This is a genomic window from Streptomyces sp. NPDC058045, from assembly GCF_042885635.1.
Lineage (GTDB): Bacteria > Actinomycetota > Actinomycetes > Streptomycetales > Streptomycetaceae > Streptomyces.
The window spans coordinates 1-16,261 of record NZ_JBHVRR010000080.1 but is presented as its reverse complement, the minus strand read 5'-3'; the positions used below and the strand labels follow the sequence as shown (position 1 = coordinate 16,261).

10 protein-coding genes and 2 pseudogenes are annotated in these 16,261 nt (G+C 66.4%); 5 read left to right on the top strand and 7 right to left on the bottom strand.

The genetic code is table 11. The features are described 5' to 3' along the window. Window positions 1-266: 266 nt before the first annotated feature. Complete coding sequence (locus ACFVST_RS27935) at window positions 267-917, bottom strand: aspartyl/asparaginyl beta-hydroxylase domain-containing protein (protein ID WP_390156373.1); 651 nt, start codon at window positions 915-917, stop codon at window positions 267-269. Between the two features lie 347 nt (window positions 918-1,264). Here ACFVST_RS27935 and ACFVST_RS27930 point away from each other — a divergent pair, with 347 nt between their 5' ends. From ACFVST_RS27930 to ACFVST_RS27920, 3 genes are read left to right on the top strand one after another with little or no spacing between them, the layout of a single operon-like run. After that, a complete protein-coding gene (locus ACFVST_RS27930; protein ID WP_390156372.1) occupies window positions 1,265-1,744 on the top strand; it encodes a hypothetical protein in 480 nt (159 codons plus the stop codon). Next, window positions 1,717-2,829, top strand: coding sequence for an XRE family transcriptional regulator (locus ACFVST_RS27925; protein WP_390156371.1), 1,113 nt, complete (start codon window positions 1,717-1,719; stop codon window positions 2,827-2,829). Before ACFVST_RS27930 ends, ACFVST_RS27925 begins: the two co-directional genes overlap by 28 nt. 19 nt (window positions 2,830-2,848) lie before the next feature. Next, window positions 2,849-3,034 carry an ASCH domain-containing protein gene (locus tag ACFVST_RS27920; protein ID WP_390156370.1) on the top strand — a complete coding sequence of 62 codons (186 nt, stop codon included), beginning with the start codon at window positions 2,849-2,851 and terminating at the stop codon, window positions 3,032-3,034. 857 nt (window positions 3,035-3,891) lie between these two features. Here the strand turns inward: ACFVST_RS27920 and ACFVST_RS27915 are convergent. The 5 genes and pseudogenes from ACFVST_RS27915 to ACFVST_RS27895 form a co-directional block, all read right to left on the bottom strand. Beyond that, a complete protein-coding gene (locus tag ACFVST_RS27915; protein WP_390156369.1) occupies window positions 3,892-5,292 on the bottom strand; it encodes a KamA family radical SAM protein in 1,401 nt (466 codons plus the stop codon). Between the two features lie 4 nt (window positions 5,293-5,296). Next, on the bottom strand, window positions 5,297-6,817 hold the full coding sequence (locus ACFVST_RS27910) for an amino acid adenylation domain-containing protein (RefSeq protein ID WP_390156368.1): 1,521 nt from the start codon (window positions 6,815-6,817) through the stop codon (window positions 5,297-5,299). A gap of 286 nt (window positions 6,818-7,103) precedes the next feature. Beyond that, window positions 7,104-8,105: pseudogene (locus ACFVST_RS27905) on the bottom strand (condensation domain-containing protein); the annotation flags it as partial. Further along, the gene (locus ACFVST_RS27900; protein ID WP_390156367.1) at window positions 8,102-8,335 is read right to left on the bottom strand and encodes an acyl carrier protein; all 234 of its coding nucleotides are present in this window, start codon (window positions 8,333-8,335) and stop codon (window positions 8,102-8,104) included. The gene ACFVST_RS27900 and the pseudogene ACFVST_RS27905, both read right to left, overlap by 4 nt. A gap of 89 nt (window positions 8,336-8,424) precedes the next feature. Continuing rightward, window positions 8,425-9,825 carry a class I adenylate-forming enzyme family protein gene (locus tag ACFVST_RS27895; protein WP_390156366.1) on the bottom strand — a complete coding sequence of 467 codons (1,401 nt, stop codon included), beginning with the start codon at window positions 9,823-9,825 and terminating at the stop codon, window positions 8,425-8,427. Window positions 9,826-10,304: 479 nt separating this feature from the next. On the opposite strand from ACFVST_RS27895, the gene ACFVST_RS27890 reads away from it, so the two are divergent. Continuing rightward, window positions 10,305-13,577, top strand: coding sequence for an amino acid adenylation domain-containing protein (locus ACFVST_RS27890; RefSeq protein WP_390156365.1), 3,273 nt, complete (start codon window positions 10,305-10,307; stop codon window positions 13,575-13,577). A 216-nt stretch (window positions 13,578-13,793) separates the two neighbouring features. Here the strand turns inward: ACFVST_RS27890 and ACFVST_RS27885 are convergent, their stop codons facing one another. Continuing rightward, window positions 13,794-15,089, bottom strand: coding sequence for an MFS transporter (locus ACFVST_RS27885; protein ID WP_390156364.1), 1,296 nt, complete (start codon window positions 15,087-15,089; stop codon window positions 13,794-13,796). Between the two features lie 310 nt (window positions 15,090-15,399). On the opposite strand from ACFVST_RS27885, the pseudogene ACFVST_RS27880 reads away from it, so the two are divergent. After that, window positions 15,400-15,800 (top strand): annotated as a pseudogene (locus ACFVST_RS27880) (serine hydrolase); the annotation flags it as partial. Window positions 15,801-16,261: the final 461 nt, after the last annotated feature.

Sequence of the window (16,261 nt, the reverse complement as noted above, 5' to 3'; positions counted from 1 at the left end):
AGTTGCCTGCGTGTCACGATCGTCTTTCCTACCGGATCCCCCTTCCCGAGGAACCCGGGTCGGCAAGATTGATCACGACATCACACAGGCCCTAGCACCTCGCCCGCCGGATACGCGCGATTCGGCGGACACGCCATTCAGTTCCCTACTGACCGCCATGGCCTCTCTCGTTTCCGAACGCCCCGCCCCTGGCGGGGCGTTCGGCGTTTCTGGGCCCCGGCAGCAGGACCTCGCCCGCGGTGGACGGCGCCCCACGGCGCGCAGGTTCATGGTGGCGATGTGGTGGATGGTCGGTTCTCCGCCTCCGACGCGGCCGGCAGCCGGTCCGCCGTCGGCTCCGCTGCCCGCCCGGCGAGGCTGGTGTAGGCATCGTCGGCGTAGACGTCCGCGATCAGGTGGATCCGGTCAGGGCCGAGCAGGTTGCAGACCCCGTGCGCGTAGGTCGGCGTCAGCCGCCAGATCCGCCCGCCGCCCATGTGGACCTTGGTGCCGCCGGTGACCAGGAACGCGGAGGAGTTCGTGTGCAGCGGGATGTGCAGCCGGTGGCGTTCGACCTGGTCGAGCTCGTCGTAGTCGCGGTGTTCCCAGAGGAACGCGTTCGCCTCCAGCCGGGCGAGCCGCACCCACATGTAGTTCAGACCCAGCTCCGCGAGCAGGCCGGCGGTGGCGGGCATGTGCCCCAGCAAGGCGGTGGGACGAGCAGTGCCGTCGGCGATCCTGACGTCGCAGGCGTCGCCGGAGGCGTTCATCAGCGACGTGGTCCACCAGCCGCCGGACTGGAACTCGCCGTACTCGGCCTTCCAGGGCGCCGGGGCGGTCAGGGCCTCGTGCCGCATCCGCTCGATCAACTGCCCGTTCAGCCTGTCCAGTTGGACGATCTGCCCGGACAGGGCCGCGGTCGGTTGTGCGTCTTCCATAAAAGTCCCTCTCGATCTGTCAGCTCCGCAGAACAGCGCGGAGCGTGTGGACGGGGGTGGAAGGCGCGACGCGTCCGGCCGGATGCCCTGAGATCTCAGCGACGGGGAGCCATGGATGCCCGGGTCCGTCGGCCGGACGCGGCGCCGGGATCCAGAGTGGTCCGCCCGTGTTGTCACAGGTAGTGAGAGGTGCCCGCCCCTCGTGGGCGGTGTGGCCGCCCATTAGGGGAGACCATCCCGCCCCTTGCCCGGGGGTTTGATCGCCTCCTGGGGCAGGCAGTCAGTCTTCGGCAGCACGGGCGGGGGGCGCATCCGGCGCCGAGCCCGTGCCAGGCGGGGAGGCAGCCGTGAGCAACGAGGCGATCAAGAAGTCCCAAGCGGTGCACCACATCTCCTGCGGGAAGGCACTGCGTGAGCGGGCGCTCGGCCAGGCGGGCTCGCCCGGCCCTGTGCCCATGGCGCTCGTCGCCGAGATCGCCGGGCAGATCGCGGAGCACTGCGGACACCGGCTCCTCAAGTGCCGCCGCCTGGCCATGGGGTGGACCGTCGCCCAGGCCGCCGCCGCCCACCAGCTCGTCGAGAACGAGAACCTGGCCAAGGTCGGCCTGTCCGAACGCTCCTGGAAGGACTGGGAAGCAGGCGGCCTGCCGAGCCCCGACTACCAGGACCTGCTGTGCCGCCTGTTCACCACCAGCCCGTCGGCCTCGGCTTCGCCCACGACTACTCACCCCCCAAGACGGAGGAGAACAGTCCGCGTTGGAGTGCCAGGCCGGATGGTGGAACACTTCCCGAAGGGAGAGTGGCCGGTGCCAAGGCGGGCTCGCTGACCTTCACGGAGGTGGAGGAGACGAAGCGTCGCGACGCGGTGAAACTCGCCGGGCTGGCCATGGCCTCCCCGGCCGCCGCAGCACAGATCCTTCAGCAGGCATCCACCGAGGCCATGGAGTTCACGCAACAGGCGGAGGCGACCACACTCGGCTCGGGAACCCTCGACCACCTCGACCTCGCGGTCACCGAGTTCAACCACGCGTACTCGCTCAAGCCGCCAGCCGCCGTCTTCGACGCGGTGATGGACTATCGGCGCAAGGTCGACACCCTCCTGAAGGGCAGACACACCCACCGGCAGGAACGTGAGCTGCTGGCGTTCGCCGGGTGGATGTCCGAACTGCTGGCCTGGCTCGCCCACGACCTCGGCGACGCCCGCACCGGCCTCGCCTTCGCCACCGACGCGTTCGTCCACGGCCAGCAGGCCGGACACGGCCAGCTGTGCGCGTGGGCGATGGACGCCGCCTCCTCCATCAACCTGTATGAACAACGGCCCGACAAGGCCCGCAAGGCCGCCCTCAAGGGTCTCTCCGAGGCCCCGGCCGACCATCCGCTGACCGTGCGGCTGCATGCCCAGGCCGCCCGTGCCGCGGCGGCCGACGGCGACGCAGACGGCTTCACCACCGCCTTCCACGCCGCTCAGGACGCCCACCGGCTCCTGCCGCCCCGCTCACCGAGCCGGTTCGGCATGGACGTGCTGCCTCTGGCCGACTACGCGCTCACCTCGTATCCGGCGACATCGTTCATCTGGCTCGGCCAGGCCGAACAGGCCCGCCAGCATGCCGAACACGCCCTGGCGACCTACGAGTCGGCGCCCGCAGCGTCCCGCTCACCGAGCCGGGAGGCCATCGCCCGCATCGACCTCGCGATCGCCCATGCCCAGCTCGGCGCCCCCGACGACGCTGTTGCCCTCGGTCACCAGGCCCTCGACTCCGCCCGCGTCGTCGGCTCCGTCCTGGGCAGGGCCGGCGACCTCACCACGTTCCTGACCCGCCGCTATCCCCGCCAGAGTGCCGTCGAGGGCCTGCGCGAACGGCTCACCGCCGCCAGCGCCGCCCGTCCGGCCCTGCCCGCCGCCCAGGCCTGAGCATGAAGGAGAACGACACATGACCACCGAGCCCTCCCCTCAGCACTCACTCAACATCCGCCAGCCCTACTTCGACCTGATCGCCACCGGATCCAAGACCATCGAGATCCGCGTCGGCTATGCCAAGATCCGCAAAATGGCCGCCGGCGACAGCCTGCGCTTCACCTCCGGCCGATGTCAGACTGTGCCTCAACTCGGCGATTGACAAGAGCCGTCTGTTCGGCGTCGAGGTCGGCGATCGTGGGCAGCAAGTCCCCGAGCAGGGAGGAACCGCATCACGGACAACTCCGCAGTGCGGGTCGCGGCCGTGCCGGTACGCAGCACCGGGGGCACCTCGCCGACCATGCGGTTCTCGGTGACCAGGGACAGGTGCACCAAGTCGGCCAGTGCGAGAGGACGGGTCCCGCCAGCCTCGTTCTTACGCGCTTTGTTTCCGCAAAGACAATGTCCCCCGCAGGTCGTGTCGCTTTACACCAGGGCTGACCTTCTGGCGCGTGTCGCGTCACGGCGCGCCGTCGTGTCCCTTTCCCAGCTACAGCCTGTGGTGGACATCACGCCCCATCGAACTCCGGTCGGGGAAGACTCCACCGGCGGGCGGCATCCGAGCGGACGGACTCGGTGGAGTCCGCCAGCGCGGCCTGCCGTACGTGACGGGTGCGGCAGGTGCGCGGCTGCTCTGCATTCAGGTGTGCGGCCTGTCGCCACGATGCCGGATGCGGCCGGGGCTTCCGCAGGTGTCGCACGTGTGCTCGGATGGAGGCTCGCGGCAGCGTCGGTGACCGCGGTGTGCGCTGGCCTGCTTGGCAAACTCGCCGTCGAACTTGCCTTCTTCGAATGGAACAGTCCGATCAGCGTGACGAGATCCTCGCGCGACGCAGACTCCAGAGCGGACGACATGACCACGAATCCTGCCGCACCCACCCGGCACCTGTCACACCGTCAGGAGACGTAGTACAGGCAGCCCACCTTCTGAATACGTACGACTCAACAATCGTGCTGACCAGTTGGTCGAAGCCTGCGACCACGGACGGGCACCGCAATCAACAGTTAACAGAAGGCGAATCAGCATGAGAGATCGACGTTGACGGGAGCCTCTTCTGGGACGTGGTACGCCTGCCGGCGCCACCAGTCCTGTCCGTCTGGTGGAAGCGTGTAGATAGGGTCCAGATACTCGTAATCGCCTGCCAGCTCCAATGGTTCGTCGGCTTCGAACGGGGTACGAAAATTATTCTCCCAGCGCGAGATTCCACGGATCCTTTCGTAACTCTTGAACTGGTGCACCCAGCGCTTTCCCACATAGGGGACGTCGCACACGATCCGCGGGGTGGCGAACCCTGGGAGATATCCCATGATTCCGTCCTGCAGCGCTATCGCTTCGGCTAGTGACAGACGCCAATGCTCGACGCTGGGGATCATGTCGCACAGGTACAGGTAGTACGGCATGACGGCGGCCTCGTCGAGGAGCACGAAAGACAGATCGAGTAGCGCCTCGATGGAGTCGTTGACACCACGCAGCAACACTCCCTGATTTCGGACGTCCCGTATGCCTGTCTCGAGCATGGCGCGTGCCGCCCGGGCCACCAGCGGAGTGACGGACTGTGCAGCGTTCGCATGGGTATGAATGGCCAGTTGGACACCGCGGTCGCGGGCGACCTTGGCGACTCGTTCCATCCCCGCCCGGATCTCGTCCGTGAGCCAGTGCTGGGTGACCCCGATTAGCGCCTTGGAGGCGAGGCGGATGTCGCGGATGCTGTCGATGTCCAGCAGCCGGTTGATGAACCTTTCCAGCTTCGGCCAGGGCATGTTCGCGACGTCGCCGCCAGAGATGACCACGTCCCGGACCTGCGGAGACCGGGAAAGATACGCCACCATTCCGTCAAGACGGTCCTGCGGTTTGAGTGCAAATCTCAGCTTGTCCACGGCCGGTGTGGAGGTACCGACGAGGTCCATCCTGGTGCAGTGTCCGCAGTACTGTGGGCAAGTGGGGAGCATTTCGGCCAGCACCTTGGTGGGGTAGCGGTGGACGAGCCCCTCCACCGCCCACATCTCCTGTTCGTGGAGCGAATCTCGGAGCGCTCGCGGATGCGAGAGCCAGTCGGTACGCCGGTCAGAGGCCAGTGGGATCATGTAGCGGCGTACAGGATCCGCCTGGAAAGCGGACGTGAGGCTCGCGGCTCCCTTGGGTTCGGCGTACGGAGCGATGGTATTGAGCATCTGTGGCGGAAGGAGCAGAGGCATGGTTGCATGCTCTGCTCGGTCACGCTCCATGTCCTGGTAAAACGAGTCGTCGAGCAGGTCACCGAGGACAGCGTGCAGTTGTTTCGCGTTGCGCACGGAATGGGTGCGCTGCCAGCGGGCCGAGTACCATTGCATGTCGGTTACGTCCTGCCACCCCGGGAAGCGACGCCAGTCCGGCTCAACCAGTTCGGTGCGCTGGTAACTGTACGGCGGAAGTGAAGTCATCGCGCTACCTGGCCATCACGAGCGCGAGCCGGTCGAGCTTTCCGCTCGGCGTGCGGGGAAGCGAGCCCACTGTAGTGATCTGCGAAGGCACCATGTACCCGGGAAGGGCCTTGCATAACGCTGCCGCAATTTCAGTTCGGTTCATGTCCAGTGATGCCGGAACGACAAATGCTTGAAGAAATCGTTCGGATGCGTCATCGCTGCCCATGACCACGACGGCAGCCTCAGCAATCCCAGGCATAGAATTCAAAAGCGTCTCGATTTCCCCTAGTTCGATGCGGAAGCCGCGGACTTTGACCTGGGTGTCCTTGCGGCCGAGAAATTCCAGTTCGCCCTGGCTGTTCACACGCCCCAGATCACCGGTCCTATAGGCGCGGGTCCCCGCATCGCACGGATCAGGCAAAAAGTTTGCGGCCGTCCGTTCGGTAAGTCCCAGGTATCCGCGGCCGACCGCAGCACCCGCCACCCACAGCTCCCCGATCTCTCCGTGCGGTACGGGCCCACCGTGCTCGTCGCAGACATGGATGTGTGTATGGGCGATCGGTCGACCAATCGGAGGCAGCGTCGGCCAATCAGCAACCCTCTCCGGGAGTGAGTACCTGGTGCTGACATGTGATTCAGTGGTTCCCCACTGGTTGACCAGTCGGCAATCGGGTAGGCGCTCGAACATCTCACGGATCCGGTCGCCGCATTGCACCTGCTCTCCAGCGGTCAAGATCTCCAGGAGCGGGTGGGTCCGCGACGTCATGTTCCCCGCGAAGCGGGCAAGTGCCTGGATGGCCACGAACGGCATGAAGATGCGGTTGATCTGTTCTCGTTCGATCAGGTCACCCAGCAGAGCTGGGTCCAGGCGCTCGTCCTCCGAGCAGCACACCAGCGTTCCGCCACTGCCGAGCGTGGTGAAGGTCTCCTGGAAGATGATGTCGAAGGAGGCTGGCGAGAACTGCGCGGTGTGGTGGGTCGATGTGCAGCGGCTGTCGTGGATCTGCCAAGCGATCAGGTTCGCGAGGTTCCCGTGCTCGTACATCACGCCCTTGGGCCGCCCGGTGGAGCCCGAGGTGTAGACAACGTAGGCCAGGTCACCGCCTGCGAGCTCGGGCAGTTCCGCCGTTTCCGCCGCGCTTGTCCACGCGTTCGCCAGCAGGTTCACGTCGGTACGGGTGGCGATGGTGACGCCGCCCAGTTCGGCCCGTGGCTTGAGGTCACCTATGCGGGAAAAGAACTCGGCGTGTCCGACGACCACTTCGACCTTGGCGTCGTCGCACATATACCGGATCCGGTCCTCGGGATAGCTGACGTCCAGCGGTACGCAGACGCCTCCGGCGCGCATGACCCCGATGATCATCACCGCAATGTCAGTTGAACGTTCCGCGTACAGGCCGACGGTACGTCCCTGCCCGACACCGAGCTGTACCAGCGTGCGTGCGAGTTCTTCGGAGCGCTGCCACACAGTGCCGTAGGTGACCGATGCACCGCCACATCGAACGGCCTGCGCGTCCGGTGCCGAGGTGACCTGTGTCTTCACCAGGGACAGCACCGTTGTGGGGGCCAGGACATCGTCGGCTTCCGTCAGGATCGGAGGGGCGTCGGGCGCACTCATCGTGTTGGTCCCTTTCGTCGTGACCGATCATGTGGATGTTCATCAAGGCCTCAGTCGGCTCCTTGATCGGCTTCTTCGCGGTATCCGTGGGATGCTCGACAACCTTGACACTGCCCTCCTCCACGCGACGCGTCGTGGTGTTCTCCAGGCGGTGGACGAATACCGTGGCTGGTGCGGCAGGGCCCCCGGTCAGCGCGGCGAGGCTGGTCCGGAGGGACTCGGTGGACACCACACGATGGGCGACCGAGTCGAGCACCTGCTCGCGCATCTTGTCGAGATACGCGATGAAGGGCTGTTCTGGACGGTAAAGGCTGCGGATCGGGAGCACCCGCGTGTACAACCCGACCTCGCGCTGCGCGGCGGTGTTGCCCCGACCGCCGAACGGCACACCGAGCACCCCGTCGTCCACCGCGCTCCAGCCGTGCAGCAGCAGAGTCCAGGCTGCCAGGACCACCACGGCCGATGTGGCCTTCTGGTGTGCGACAAGGGTCCGCAGACCGGCCACAGCCTCCTTGGACAGCGTGATCTCACGGTGGGCGGAGGGGCCTGGAGTCACTTGCTGAGTAACGAGGTCGGGCAGCGGCGCCAGCCAGGCTGCCTGCCCCCGCAGCAGGTCACGCCAGTACGTGTCCGAGTCCGCGTGGGCGTCGGTGTCGATGTCCGGAGCAGGTATACCGAGATCCGGCGTACGGCCCGCCAGCCTGGCCGCGTATGCTTCGGTGACATCGTTGGCCAGCAGGTCCAGGGACCAGCCGTCACAGACGATGTGGTGGGTGGTCAGGCTGAGCAGCGCGGCACCAGCCTCGTACCGGAAGAGATCTGCTCTCAGTAGCGGCGCCGTCGCCACGTCTAAGGGACGAGACACCGCCCGCACTGCCGGACCGAGCGCCTCTGCCCGCTGGTAGGGCCGCCGCTGTGGGTGGATGCGTAAGGGAACTTCGGCTGTTGGGTACGTTACCCGCCGTAGCTCTCCTCCGTCCGCGATGAAGGCGCTGCGCAAAGCCTGATGCCGTGCCACGACATCGGCCAGCGCGAGCCGCAGGGCAGCCTCATCCACCACACCGCGTATCTCGAGATGAACCGGGACGTTGAAGCGATCGGCCTCCGCGTCGCGCTGCCCGGCAAGCCAGATCTCGAGCTGTTCAGTGTCCGCCGTGCTGTGCGTCGCCAGGAGCCCGTTCGGGCGCGTTGGGTCCTCGGCCGCGTATGTCATCGAGCGTCCCCGGGATCTTCGACCTGAGCTGGGAGCGCCGCGGCGAGTTCACCGACCGTCGGGTTGTCGAAGAGCAGGCGGACTGGCAGCCGCACGCCCAAGCCTGATTCAAGTTCCTTCATGAGAGCGATGCCCAGCATCGAATGACCGCCGATGTTGAGGAAGTTGTCATCGTCGCTGAAGTCGTTGTGGTTCAGCGCCGTGGCCCAGGTCCTGCGGACAAGTTCCACGTGCGCTCCGCTGGATTCCTTCCCGGGCGAGGAACTGGTCTCCGTCTCGTGGGACGGTGGTGTCATGGTGGCCTTCCCTTGCCGCTCGGTTACTTGTGCCACTCCGTCTCCAGGTCCGCGTGAACCACGATGCGGCGAGGTCGCTCGCTGCGGAGCAGTTGGGCATGGAGCTGTTTTCGAATCCAGTCGGGGTCCACCGCGTCCGGACCATGAACATGCACATCGAGATCGAACCGGACGTCACCACGTTCCTCCTCATACACCCGGGTGCTCGCCCTGACGACTCCGGGAATGCTCCCGGCAATGCGGCGGACGGACGGCAGGGAGACCTTGTCGCCCCGGATGACGAGGAAGTCGGATGTCCGGCCCTTGAAGTACAGATATCCGTCGTCGTCGATGTCGAAGAGGTCTCCAGTGCTGATGCGGCCGGACGCCGCACCTCCCCCGGTTCTTTCGCCGTTGTCCTGGGTCCCGACCTTCCTGCGCAGGACCGTGTCCGTCTCGACAATCAGCTCGCCCCATGGATCTTCGGGGTGGTTCCGGCGAAGCGAGGTCCGTACACCATGCAGTGGCAGCCCGACTGAGGCGTGCCGCCGCTGCGGCTCCGCGTGAGCAGCCAGGGTCGCGACCCGCGGGCCCGCTTCCGTGAGTCCGTAGGTCACGTAGAGCTCGAGTTCCGGATTCTGCTCCAGCAGGTCTTTGACGTAGCGCGGTTCCAGCTGGTCTCCACCGACCGTCAGGGTGCGCAGACAGCCTGGGAGCCGGTCAGTGCTGTCCTTCATCAGTACTTTGATCAAAGCTGGCGTCAGAGAGGAGACGGTCACCCCGTACTCCCGGATCGCGGTCCGGTACGACTGCGGGGTGAAGGGAGGACCGGAGACAACCAGGCTGTTGCGCCGCACCAGCGCCGAAAGCCCTTGCGCAACAAAGGCGTAGGAGTAGTGCAGCGGAAGGTTGACCAGCACCGTGTCTCCCGGCCGCTGCCCTACCGCCTGCGCATGACGGTCGGCGTTCCGCATCAGGGCGTCGATGTGGTGGACGCAGCCACTGAAGATTCCCGATGTCCCGGACGTCATCAAGATCATCTCTCCGGGCTCAAAGCGCTCGGTGCACTCCGTAGGCAGCACCAGGGCTTCCGCTGAATAGCCGATGGGCCGGGGTCTTTCGGCGCCATACCGCTCCGCGGCGAGGCGCGGGGCCAAAAGTGCTCCCGCTCCCATGCGGCGAGCCATCTCCCTGGTCCTGGCTGCCGGGCTGGATGGAGGGATCAGGGTGGGGACGGCCCCCAGACGCAACAGGGCGAACGTCAAGGCCAGCAGTTCCGGCCCGTTGGGCATCGCTACGAGCACCGGACGCCCCGGTTCGATGTCAACCGACGCGAGCCGCTCGTGTACGGCTTCCAGGGCCATCTCGGCGGATGCCGGCCTGCCAACCGTGACGATCCGCGAGAGGAAGTCCTGTACCTCACCGGATTCCAGGAGCGTGTCCATGCGGAGCAGCCGGCGGGCCGGTGGACCGCCGTGAGGAGAAATGTCTTGGAGAGGACCGAACGGCCTTGGCCTGACGCTCATGTCACCGCCCGCCCTTCTGCGTCGTGCGGCGGACGATCACACTCCACACAGCATGACAGTCCCCGCTGTCCGCCACATGGCCGTTCAGGACCACGTACGTGGCGGCCTCGAGTGCCAACCAGGAACGAGCGACCACAAGCGCCGGGGACAGTCCGTGTGTCAGCGGGGTCGAGAGGGTCAGGCTCGGCCCTCACAAAGGCATATGCGAAGGAGAGCCGTCCCCTGCTGGTGGTTGGCGGACCCAGGTTCACCGAGTCCGAGGGCGCCGCTCTCGGCGTCGACAACGTCTTCACTCGTGGCACCACACCCGGCGAGGTGGCCAGCTACCTCGCGCATGCCCTGACGGTGCGCAAGACAGGCGCATAGTCCGTACAGGCGTTAAGAGGAGGAGCGTACGCATGACCTGCGTTGTGGTGACAAACCAGGAAGGGCAGCTCTGCCTGTGGCCGACTGAGCGTGGACCGATACCTTCCGGTTGGCGCGAGACCGGTGTCCGTGGCTCCGAGACGGAATGCCTGGATCACATAGAGGCAGCGGTCCGGCGGACGACACCCATACGGCAGCCGGAGGCAAACCCGCCGTGGCCCGGAGAAGACCCTTATAGCGGGCGGCCGCAGCCTGGGCGGCAGCTAGGGCTGCATGAGCTGATGGCCGCCCACGCCGCTCGCCATCCGGGCGCCATCGCACTGCGCCAGCATGGAAGCGAGGTCACCTACGGAGAACTCGACGCCGCAGCGGCCCAGTTGGCGGTACGCCTCAAGGTCGCCGGTGCTCGGCCCGGCACTGTGGTGCCCGTGCGGTTGCCCCGTTCACCCGGCCTGGTAGCGGCTCTGCTGGCTGTGCTGCGGCTCGGTGCGGCGTACGCGGCAGTACCTGCGGATTGGCCGCCCAACCGCTTGGCACGGCTTGTCCGTATTGGACGCACCTCGCTCGCAGTCGACCACAGTGCCGCCCCAGCCTCCTGGCCATGTTCGGTGGTCTCGGTACCCACTTGGCTGCCGCCAGCTGAGCCAGGCACCCCCGGTGGACTCGGCTGTCCCGACGACGTCGCCGGTTCGTCCGGCGAGGGCAGTGCATCGGGGAACGACCCCGCGTGCGTGCTCTTCACCTCGGGAAGCACGGGTGACCCCAAGGGAGCTGTATGCCCACACCGTGCGTTGACCGGGCTGTTGCATAAACCGGACTTCGCGCGGTACGACACTGAGACGGTGACCCTGCTGGCTGCGGCGCTTCCCTGGGACGCCTTCGCCCTTGAATTATGGGGAGCACTGCTCAACGGCGGCTGCTGCGTCCTGCCGCCGGAAGGGCCGCTCGGTCCAGAGGAGATGAGCGAGGCTATACGCTCCAACGGGGTCAACACACTGTGGCTGACGAGCTCATTGTTCAACACACTCATCGACATTGATGCGCACTGCATGGACGGCGTCCGACAGGTCCTGATCGGTGGGGAACGGCTTTCTGTGCCGCATGTGCGCCGCTTCCGGCAGGCACATCCAGGAGTCCGGATCGTCAACGGCTACGGCCCTGTCGAAGCGACGGTCTTCACCACGACGCACCCGGTACGGGACGAGGACGTGGCACCCGACAGCACGGACATCCCGATCGGCCGCCCGGTCGCCGGGGCGGCAGTTCACGTGCTGGATACCGACGGCAGGCCGGTCGCGGGGGAAGGGGTGGGTGAGCTGTACGTCTCCGGACGCGGGCTCACCCTTGGTTATCTCGCTAGCCCCCGGGAGACTGCGCTGCAATTCGTACCGGTCGCGGGCGGCGCCCGGGCGTACCGCACCGGGGATCTCGTACGCCGGGAACCGGACGGCATCCTGCGCTATGTCGGACGCGCCGACCGCCAGGTCAAACTGCGTGGCATGCGCATCGAACCCGGCGAAATCGAGGCAGCCCTGCGCGACTGCGCGGGGATCGCCGACGCCGCTGTGGTTCCCCGTCATGACGCCGGCGGCGCGGTGGTCGCCCTGCATGGCTGGTACACCGGTGAGCAAGTCGATCCGGCATGCCTGCGTGAGGCGTTGAAGAAGCGACTGCCCGCTTCCTTCGTGCCTGCCACCTTCGCGCACCTTGAGGCTCTCCCGAAGGGCGAATCCGGCAAGACCGACACTCGCATCCTGCGGGACATGGCGGCAGCTCTTACGGAACCGCCAGCAGCCCATCCCGCAGAGCATGGGCCGTCAGCATCACCTACCCCCCTGATATCCCTGGTGAACCGTGCGATGTCTGAAGTGCTGGGACGGCCATTGCAGACGGAGGACACCGATTTCTTGCAGGCCGGCGGCACTTCGCTTACCGCGATCACACTCGCTGTCCTGCTATCGAAGGAGACGGGGCGGAAGGTCGCCGCCGTGGACATCCTCAAGGCCCCCACCAGCAGCGCGATTGCCCGAAAAGTGGAGCACGCCGCTTCTCTTCCCCAGCCAGCGAACGGCGCCACGGCCGTTTCAGCAGCACAGCGCGGCCTGTGGATGACGGAGCAGATCTACGGCAGCGGTATCGAGCGTGCCCACCTCGTGCACCGGCTCTTCAGGCTCGACGGCGAGGTGGACACAGGCGCCCTCGCCCATGCTCTTCAGGATGTGGCCGAGGCGCACCCCGCGCTGCGGCACGTGCTGGCCGAGGGAAAGGCGACGCCAGTTCTCTGCCCGCTCGACGCACGCCAGGCTGTTGCACTCTCCATGGCGCAACCCGTGGGGCATCCCGAAGAGTTGCTGGAGCGCGAGGAGACCTGGCAGGTGGGGCTGAGCGGCCCGACGCTGCGGCTCACCGTCGCCGACTGCGGTCCCCGCAGCGGGCAGACAGCCCTCGCCGTGGTAGCCCACCACGCTTTCATAGACGGCTGGTCGCTGCGGATCCTGTTCCAGGATCTCCGCCTCGCCTACCGCGCACGCTGCCTCGGGCAGCTCCCGCGGATAGCTTCCGAGCAGCTCTCGTACTCGAAGTGGGCCGCGGCCGAGGGTACTGACGGGTGCAGCTCGGCCACCACGTTCTGGCAGACCGAACTGCGCGACGTTCCTGACATCGCATGGCCCCTCCCCGGGGCCGGAGGGGGCTCGGGGTTTACCGTGCACAACCTCGAAATCCCCACCACACTGGGTCGGTACGCCCGCGACCAGCGAGTGACAGTCACCTCAGTGCTCGTCAGCGCGCTGGCCGGAGCCTTGGCCAAGACGGTTGGGACGGACGACCTCTGTGTGGCCGTACCAGTCGCCGGCCGCGATGACCCGCGACTGGAACGAACCCTGGGACTCTGCGTGAATCCCCTTCCCGTGCGGGTCCGCTACGTGAATGCCACTCCCGAAGATCTGTTGCACACAGCACACGACGCGCTGTTGCGCTCGATGCGCCATGCCATGCCGTTCGACGAAATCGTGGCGGCAGCAAACCCCCAGCGATCCGAACGGCCCGCATTGTGCCAGGCCTCGGTGCTGCGGCACCTCCAGCCCGACCCGGAGCTAGCACTGCCCGGTCTCACCGTGACCCGGTTCCCCACACCGCCCAGCGGAGCTATGTACGAGATGATGCTCGAGGCCTGGCCGCTGAGGAACGGCGGGTGGACCGCCTGGTTGCAAACGAGCCGCTCGGCTGTCGCGGGCGGAGTCGCCGACGCCGTCCTGAGCCATCTCACCGCAGCTGTCTCCTCAATGGCCCACAGCAGGACGTGAGGTGACGGCGCAGCGATGCGAGTCCCTGGGGCGCCATGTGAAGTGCGGCGCATCCGATGTCGGCGGCGGCTGAATCGTTCGGCCGTCGTCGAGATCCGGTAGGACATCAAATGAAGGGGCCCGCCTGCAGCCGACCTCTGGTCGTCCCACATCAGAACTCACCGGCCGCTGCAGGCGGTGCGCGCCTCCACGCTCACCTATGTCTGGGCGCCTGCCTCACCCGACATCGGACGGAGAGTTCCTCTTGCCCACCGCTGAACCCTCAGTCGCTGCCGAACCCTCGGCCGCAACAGCTCCCGCGACAGCATGCGGGCTCGTGCGGTCGTCGTACGTGACGAACCGCGGCAGCACCGCGGCCAGCAGTCCCACCGCGCCCACACACATGAGCCCTCCGGAGACAATTGCGCCGCGCAGCCCAATCGCCGCGGCCATGCCTCCCGAACGCATTTGTGCCAACGTCGGCCCGATGGAGAAGGACAGCAGTTCGATGCCCGCGAGCCGGCCACGCAGGTGGTCCGGGATGGTCTGGTTCCAAATGGTCTGCCGGAAAAGGCCGCTCACCATGTCCGCCGCCCCCGCCACTACCAGACAGGCCAGCGCGATCAGGAGGTTGGGCGCCAGACCGAGTCCGGCGATGCCAAGGCCCCATACCCCGGCCGCCACCGCAACCGCGAGACCATGCCGGTGCACGTGCCGAATCCAGCCGCTGGTGAGGCTCACCAACAGGGCGCCGACCGAGGTCGCCGCGTACATCATGCCCAGGGCCCACTCGGACTCCAGACGATCTGCCAGGAAGGGATAGAGGGCCAGGGGCATCGCCAGAAGCATCGCCGCGATGTCGACGACGTAGGTGCCCAGCAGTTCCTGCCGCCCGAAGGCGTACCGGGCACCCTCCAAGATGGCCTTAACGCTGGGGCGACTTGCATCCTTCGCAGCAGGAGAAGGACGTAGCGAGACCAGCAGCGCGAGAGACACCACGAACGTCGCCGCATCGATCGCGTAAGCCGGGGACATGCCTACTTGCGTGACCAGCAGGCCGCCGAGCGTCGGACCAGCGATGGAACCGATCTGCCAACGCATTCCCTGCAGCGCGTTGGCCGCAGGGATCTCATCGCGTTCGACGAGCCGGGGGATCAGAGCGTTGAGCGAAGGCCGTTGGAGTCCGTCGAGGGCGGCAATGGCTCCCGCCCCGAGGTACAGCGGCCACAGCATGGGTTCCGGCAGTAGCGCGTTTACCAGCAGGATCGCAGCGACGGCAGCCATCCCGCCCTCGCACCAGACGATCACTCGTCGGCGGTCCATGGCATCTGCCAGGGCCCCGCCCCACAGCCCGCACACGACCATCGGCACGATCTCGATGACGCCTACGACTCCCACTGCCAGGTAGGAACCCGTCAACTCCATGATATGGAAGGGAATCGCCACCATGGTGATGTAGCTGCCGAACATCGTGATGGTGCCGCTGAAGATCAACAGTCTGAAGTCCCGCTGCCGCAGCGGCCGGAGATCCATCCGGGCATGGCGCAGCCAGTCAAGAATCCGGGAAAAGCTCTTACGAATGCCCCTAGACCAGTCCCGGGGCCGCTGTTCGGCCAGCCCCTCAACTCGGTTTAATTTCCCGCACGTCGGGGACCACCCAGGCCCCGACGTGTCTCGTCGGAATTTCGTCAGAGGGGTCGAGGGGGAGGCATCTCTCCTAGTCGACTGGAGTCAGCTCCGGCAGCTTACTGGAAGGGAAGCGCTGGCGGCTGCCCTTGACGGCACTTGACAACTCGATGGGCGGCGAGAGTTCACGCTCGTTGGCCGGAAAGCGAGCATGCCGCGGGGCGTCGCCCACGACTTCTCCGCCCGCCAGCTGGGCGGCGTGTGCGGCATCGCGGGCGTCTTCACGGTCCTCGACGACCTCGCCGTGTTCCTGCGCTACTGCTCGATGCATCCACTGCCCCCGTCAAGGCCGGATTCGGAGCCGATTGGACGGCCCACTCCCTGGCCGTCCGAACCGGCCGGCTCCAGCCCGCCCGGGGCCTGTTCTGGCACCCGGCCCCTGCCACCAGCGACGACGCGGACATCTGGGTCCACTACGGGTTCACCGGCACCGGCATGTGGCTCTCGCCTGCGAAGGACCGCTGGGCCGTACTGCTGACCAACAAGCTCTACTACACCCGGGACCGGCAGCCGCTGACAGACATCCGCAACCGGTTCCGCGAACTCGCCTTCGCATAGCCGAGATCCCCGGCGGAGCCGGGATCTCGGTGCGCTGTGCGGTCGGGTGATCAGAAGTCGCGGGGGGCGAGGTCTTCAATGTCCTCGACCGCCCACTGCCATTCCTCCTGGTTGATGACCCACCTGGCCATGACCGCCTTGGCCAGGACGCTGTTGTCCCGCTGTATCTCGTCCAGGGTCTGCCGGCAGCGGCTTGCGGTTATGTCGTCTCAATCAGATTGAAGTTTGTGCCCAGCTTTTAAGTCGCTGGCCTGCGGACCTTCACTGGTTGAGAAGCTGATCTTGGTCGTGGACGGCGATTCTGTGGCAGTCTCCAAGGCGTTGACCTGTGAGGCTTGAAAGCCTGAGACGCCCCTTCAATCTCATTGTGTTTTTACCGGGCTGTTTCGGTGCCGGTGATCCGGTGAGTTCGGGTACCGGTGGATCTCCGGTGAGTTTGGGAGCCACTTGGTCTGATGGTG

Excerpts from the sequence above, each read along its gene's own strand:
- ACFVST_RS27935 (WP_390156373.1), bottom strand. The coding sequence starts at position 917 with ATGGAAGACGCACAACCGACCGCGGCCCTGTCCGGGCAGATCGTCCAA.
- ACFVST_RS27920 (WP_390156370.1), top strand. The coding sequence starts at position 2,849 with ATGACCACCGAGCCCTCCCCTCAGCACTCACTCAACATCCGCCAGCCC.
- ACFVST_RS27915 (WP_390156369.1), bottom strand. The coding sequence starts at position 5,292 with ATGACTTCACTTCCGCCGTACAGTTACCAGCGCACCGAACTGGTTGAG.
- ACFVST_RS27895 (WP_390156366.1), bottom strand. The coding sequence starts at position 9,825 with ATGGACACGCTCCTGGAATCCGGTGAGGTACAGGACTTCCTCTCGCGG.
- ACFVST_RS27890 (WP_390156365.1), top strand. The coding sequence starts at position 10,305 with ATGACCTGCGTTGTGGTGACAAACCAGGAAGGGCAGCTCTGCCTGTGG.
- ACFVST_RS27885 (WP_390156364.1), bottom strand. The coding sequence starts at position 15,089 with ATGGATCTCCGGCCGCTGCGGCAGCGGGACTTCAGACTGTTGATCTTC.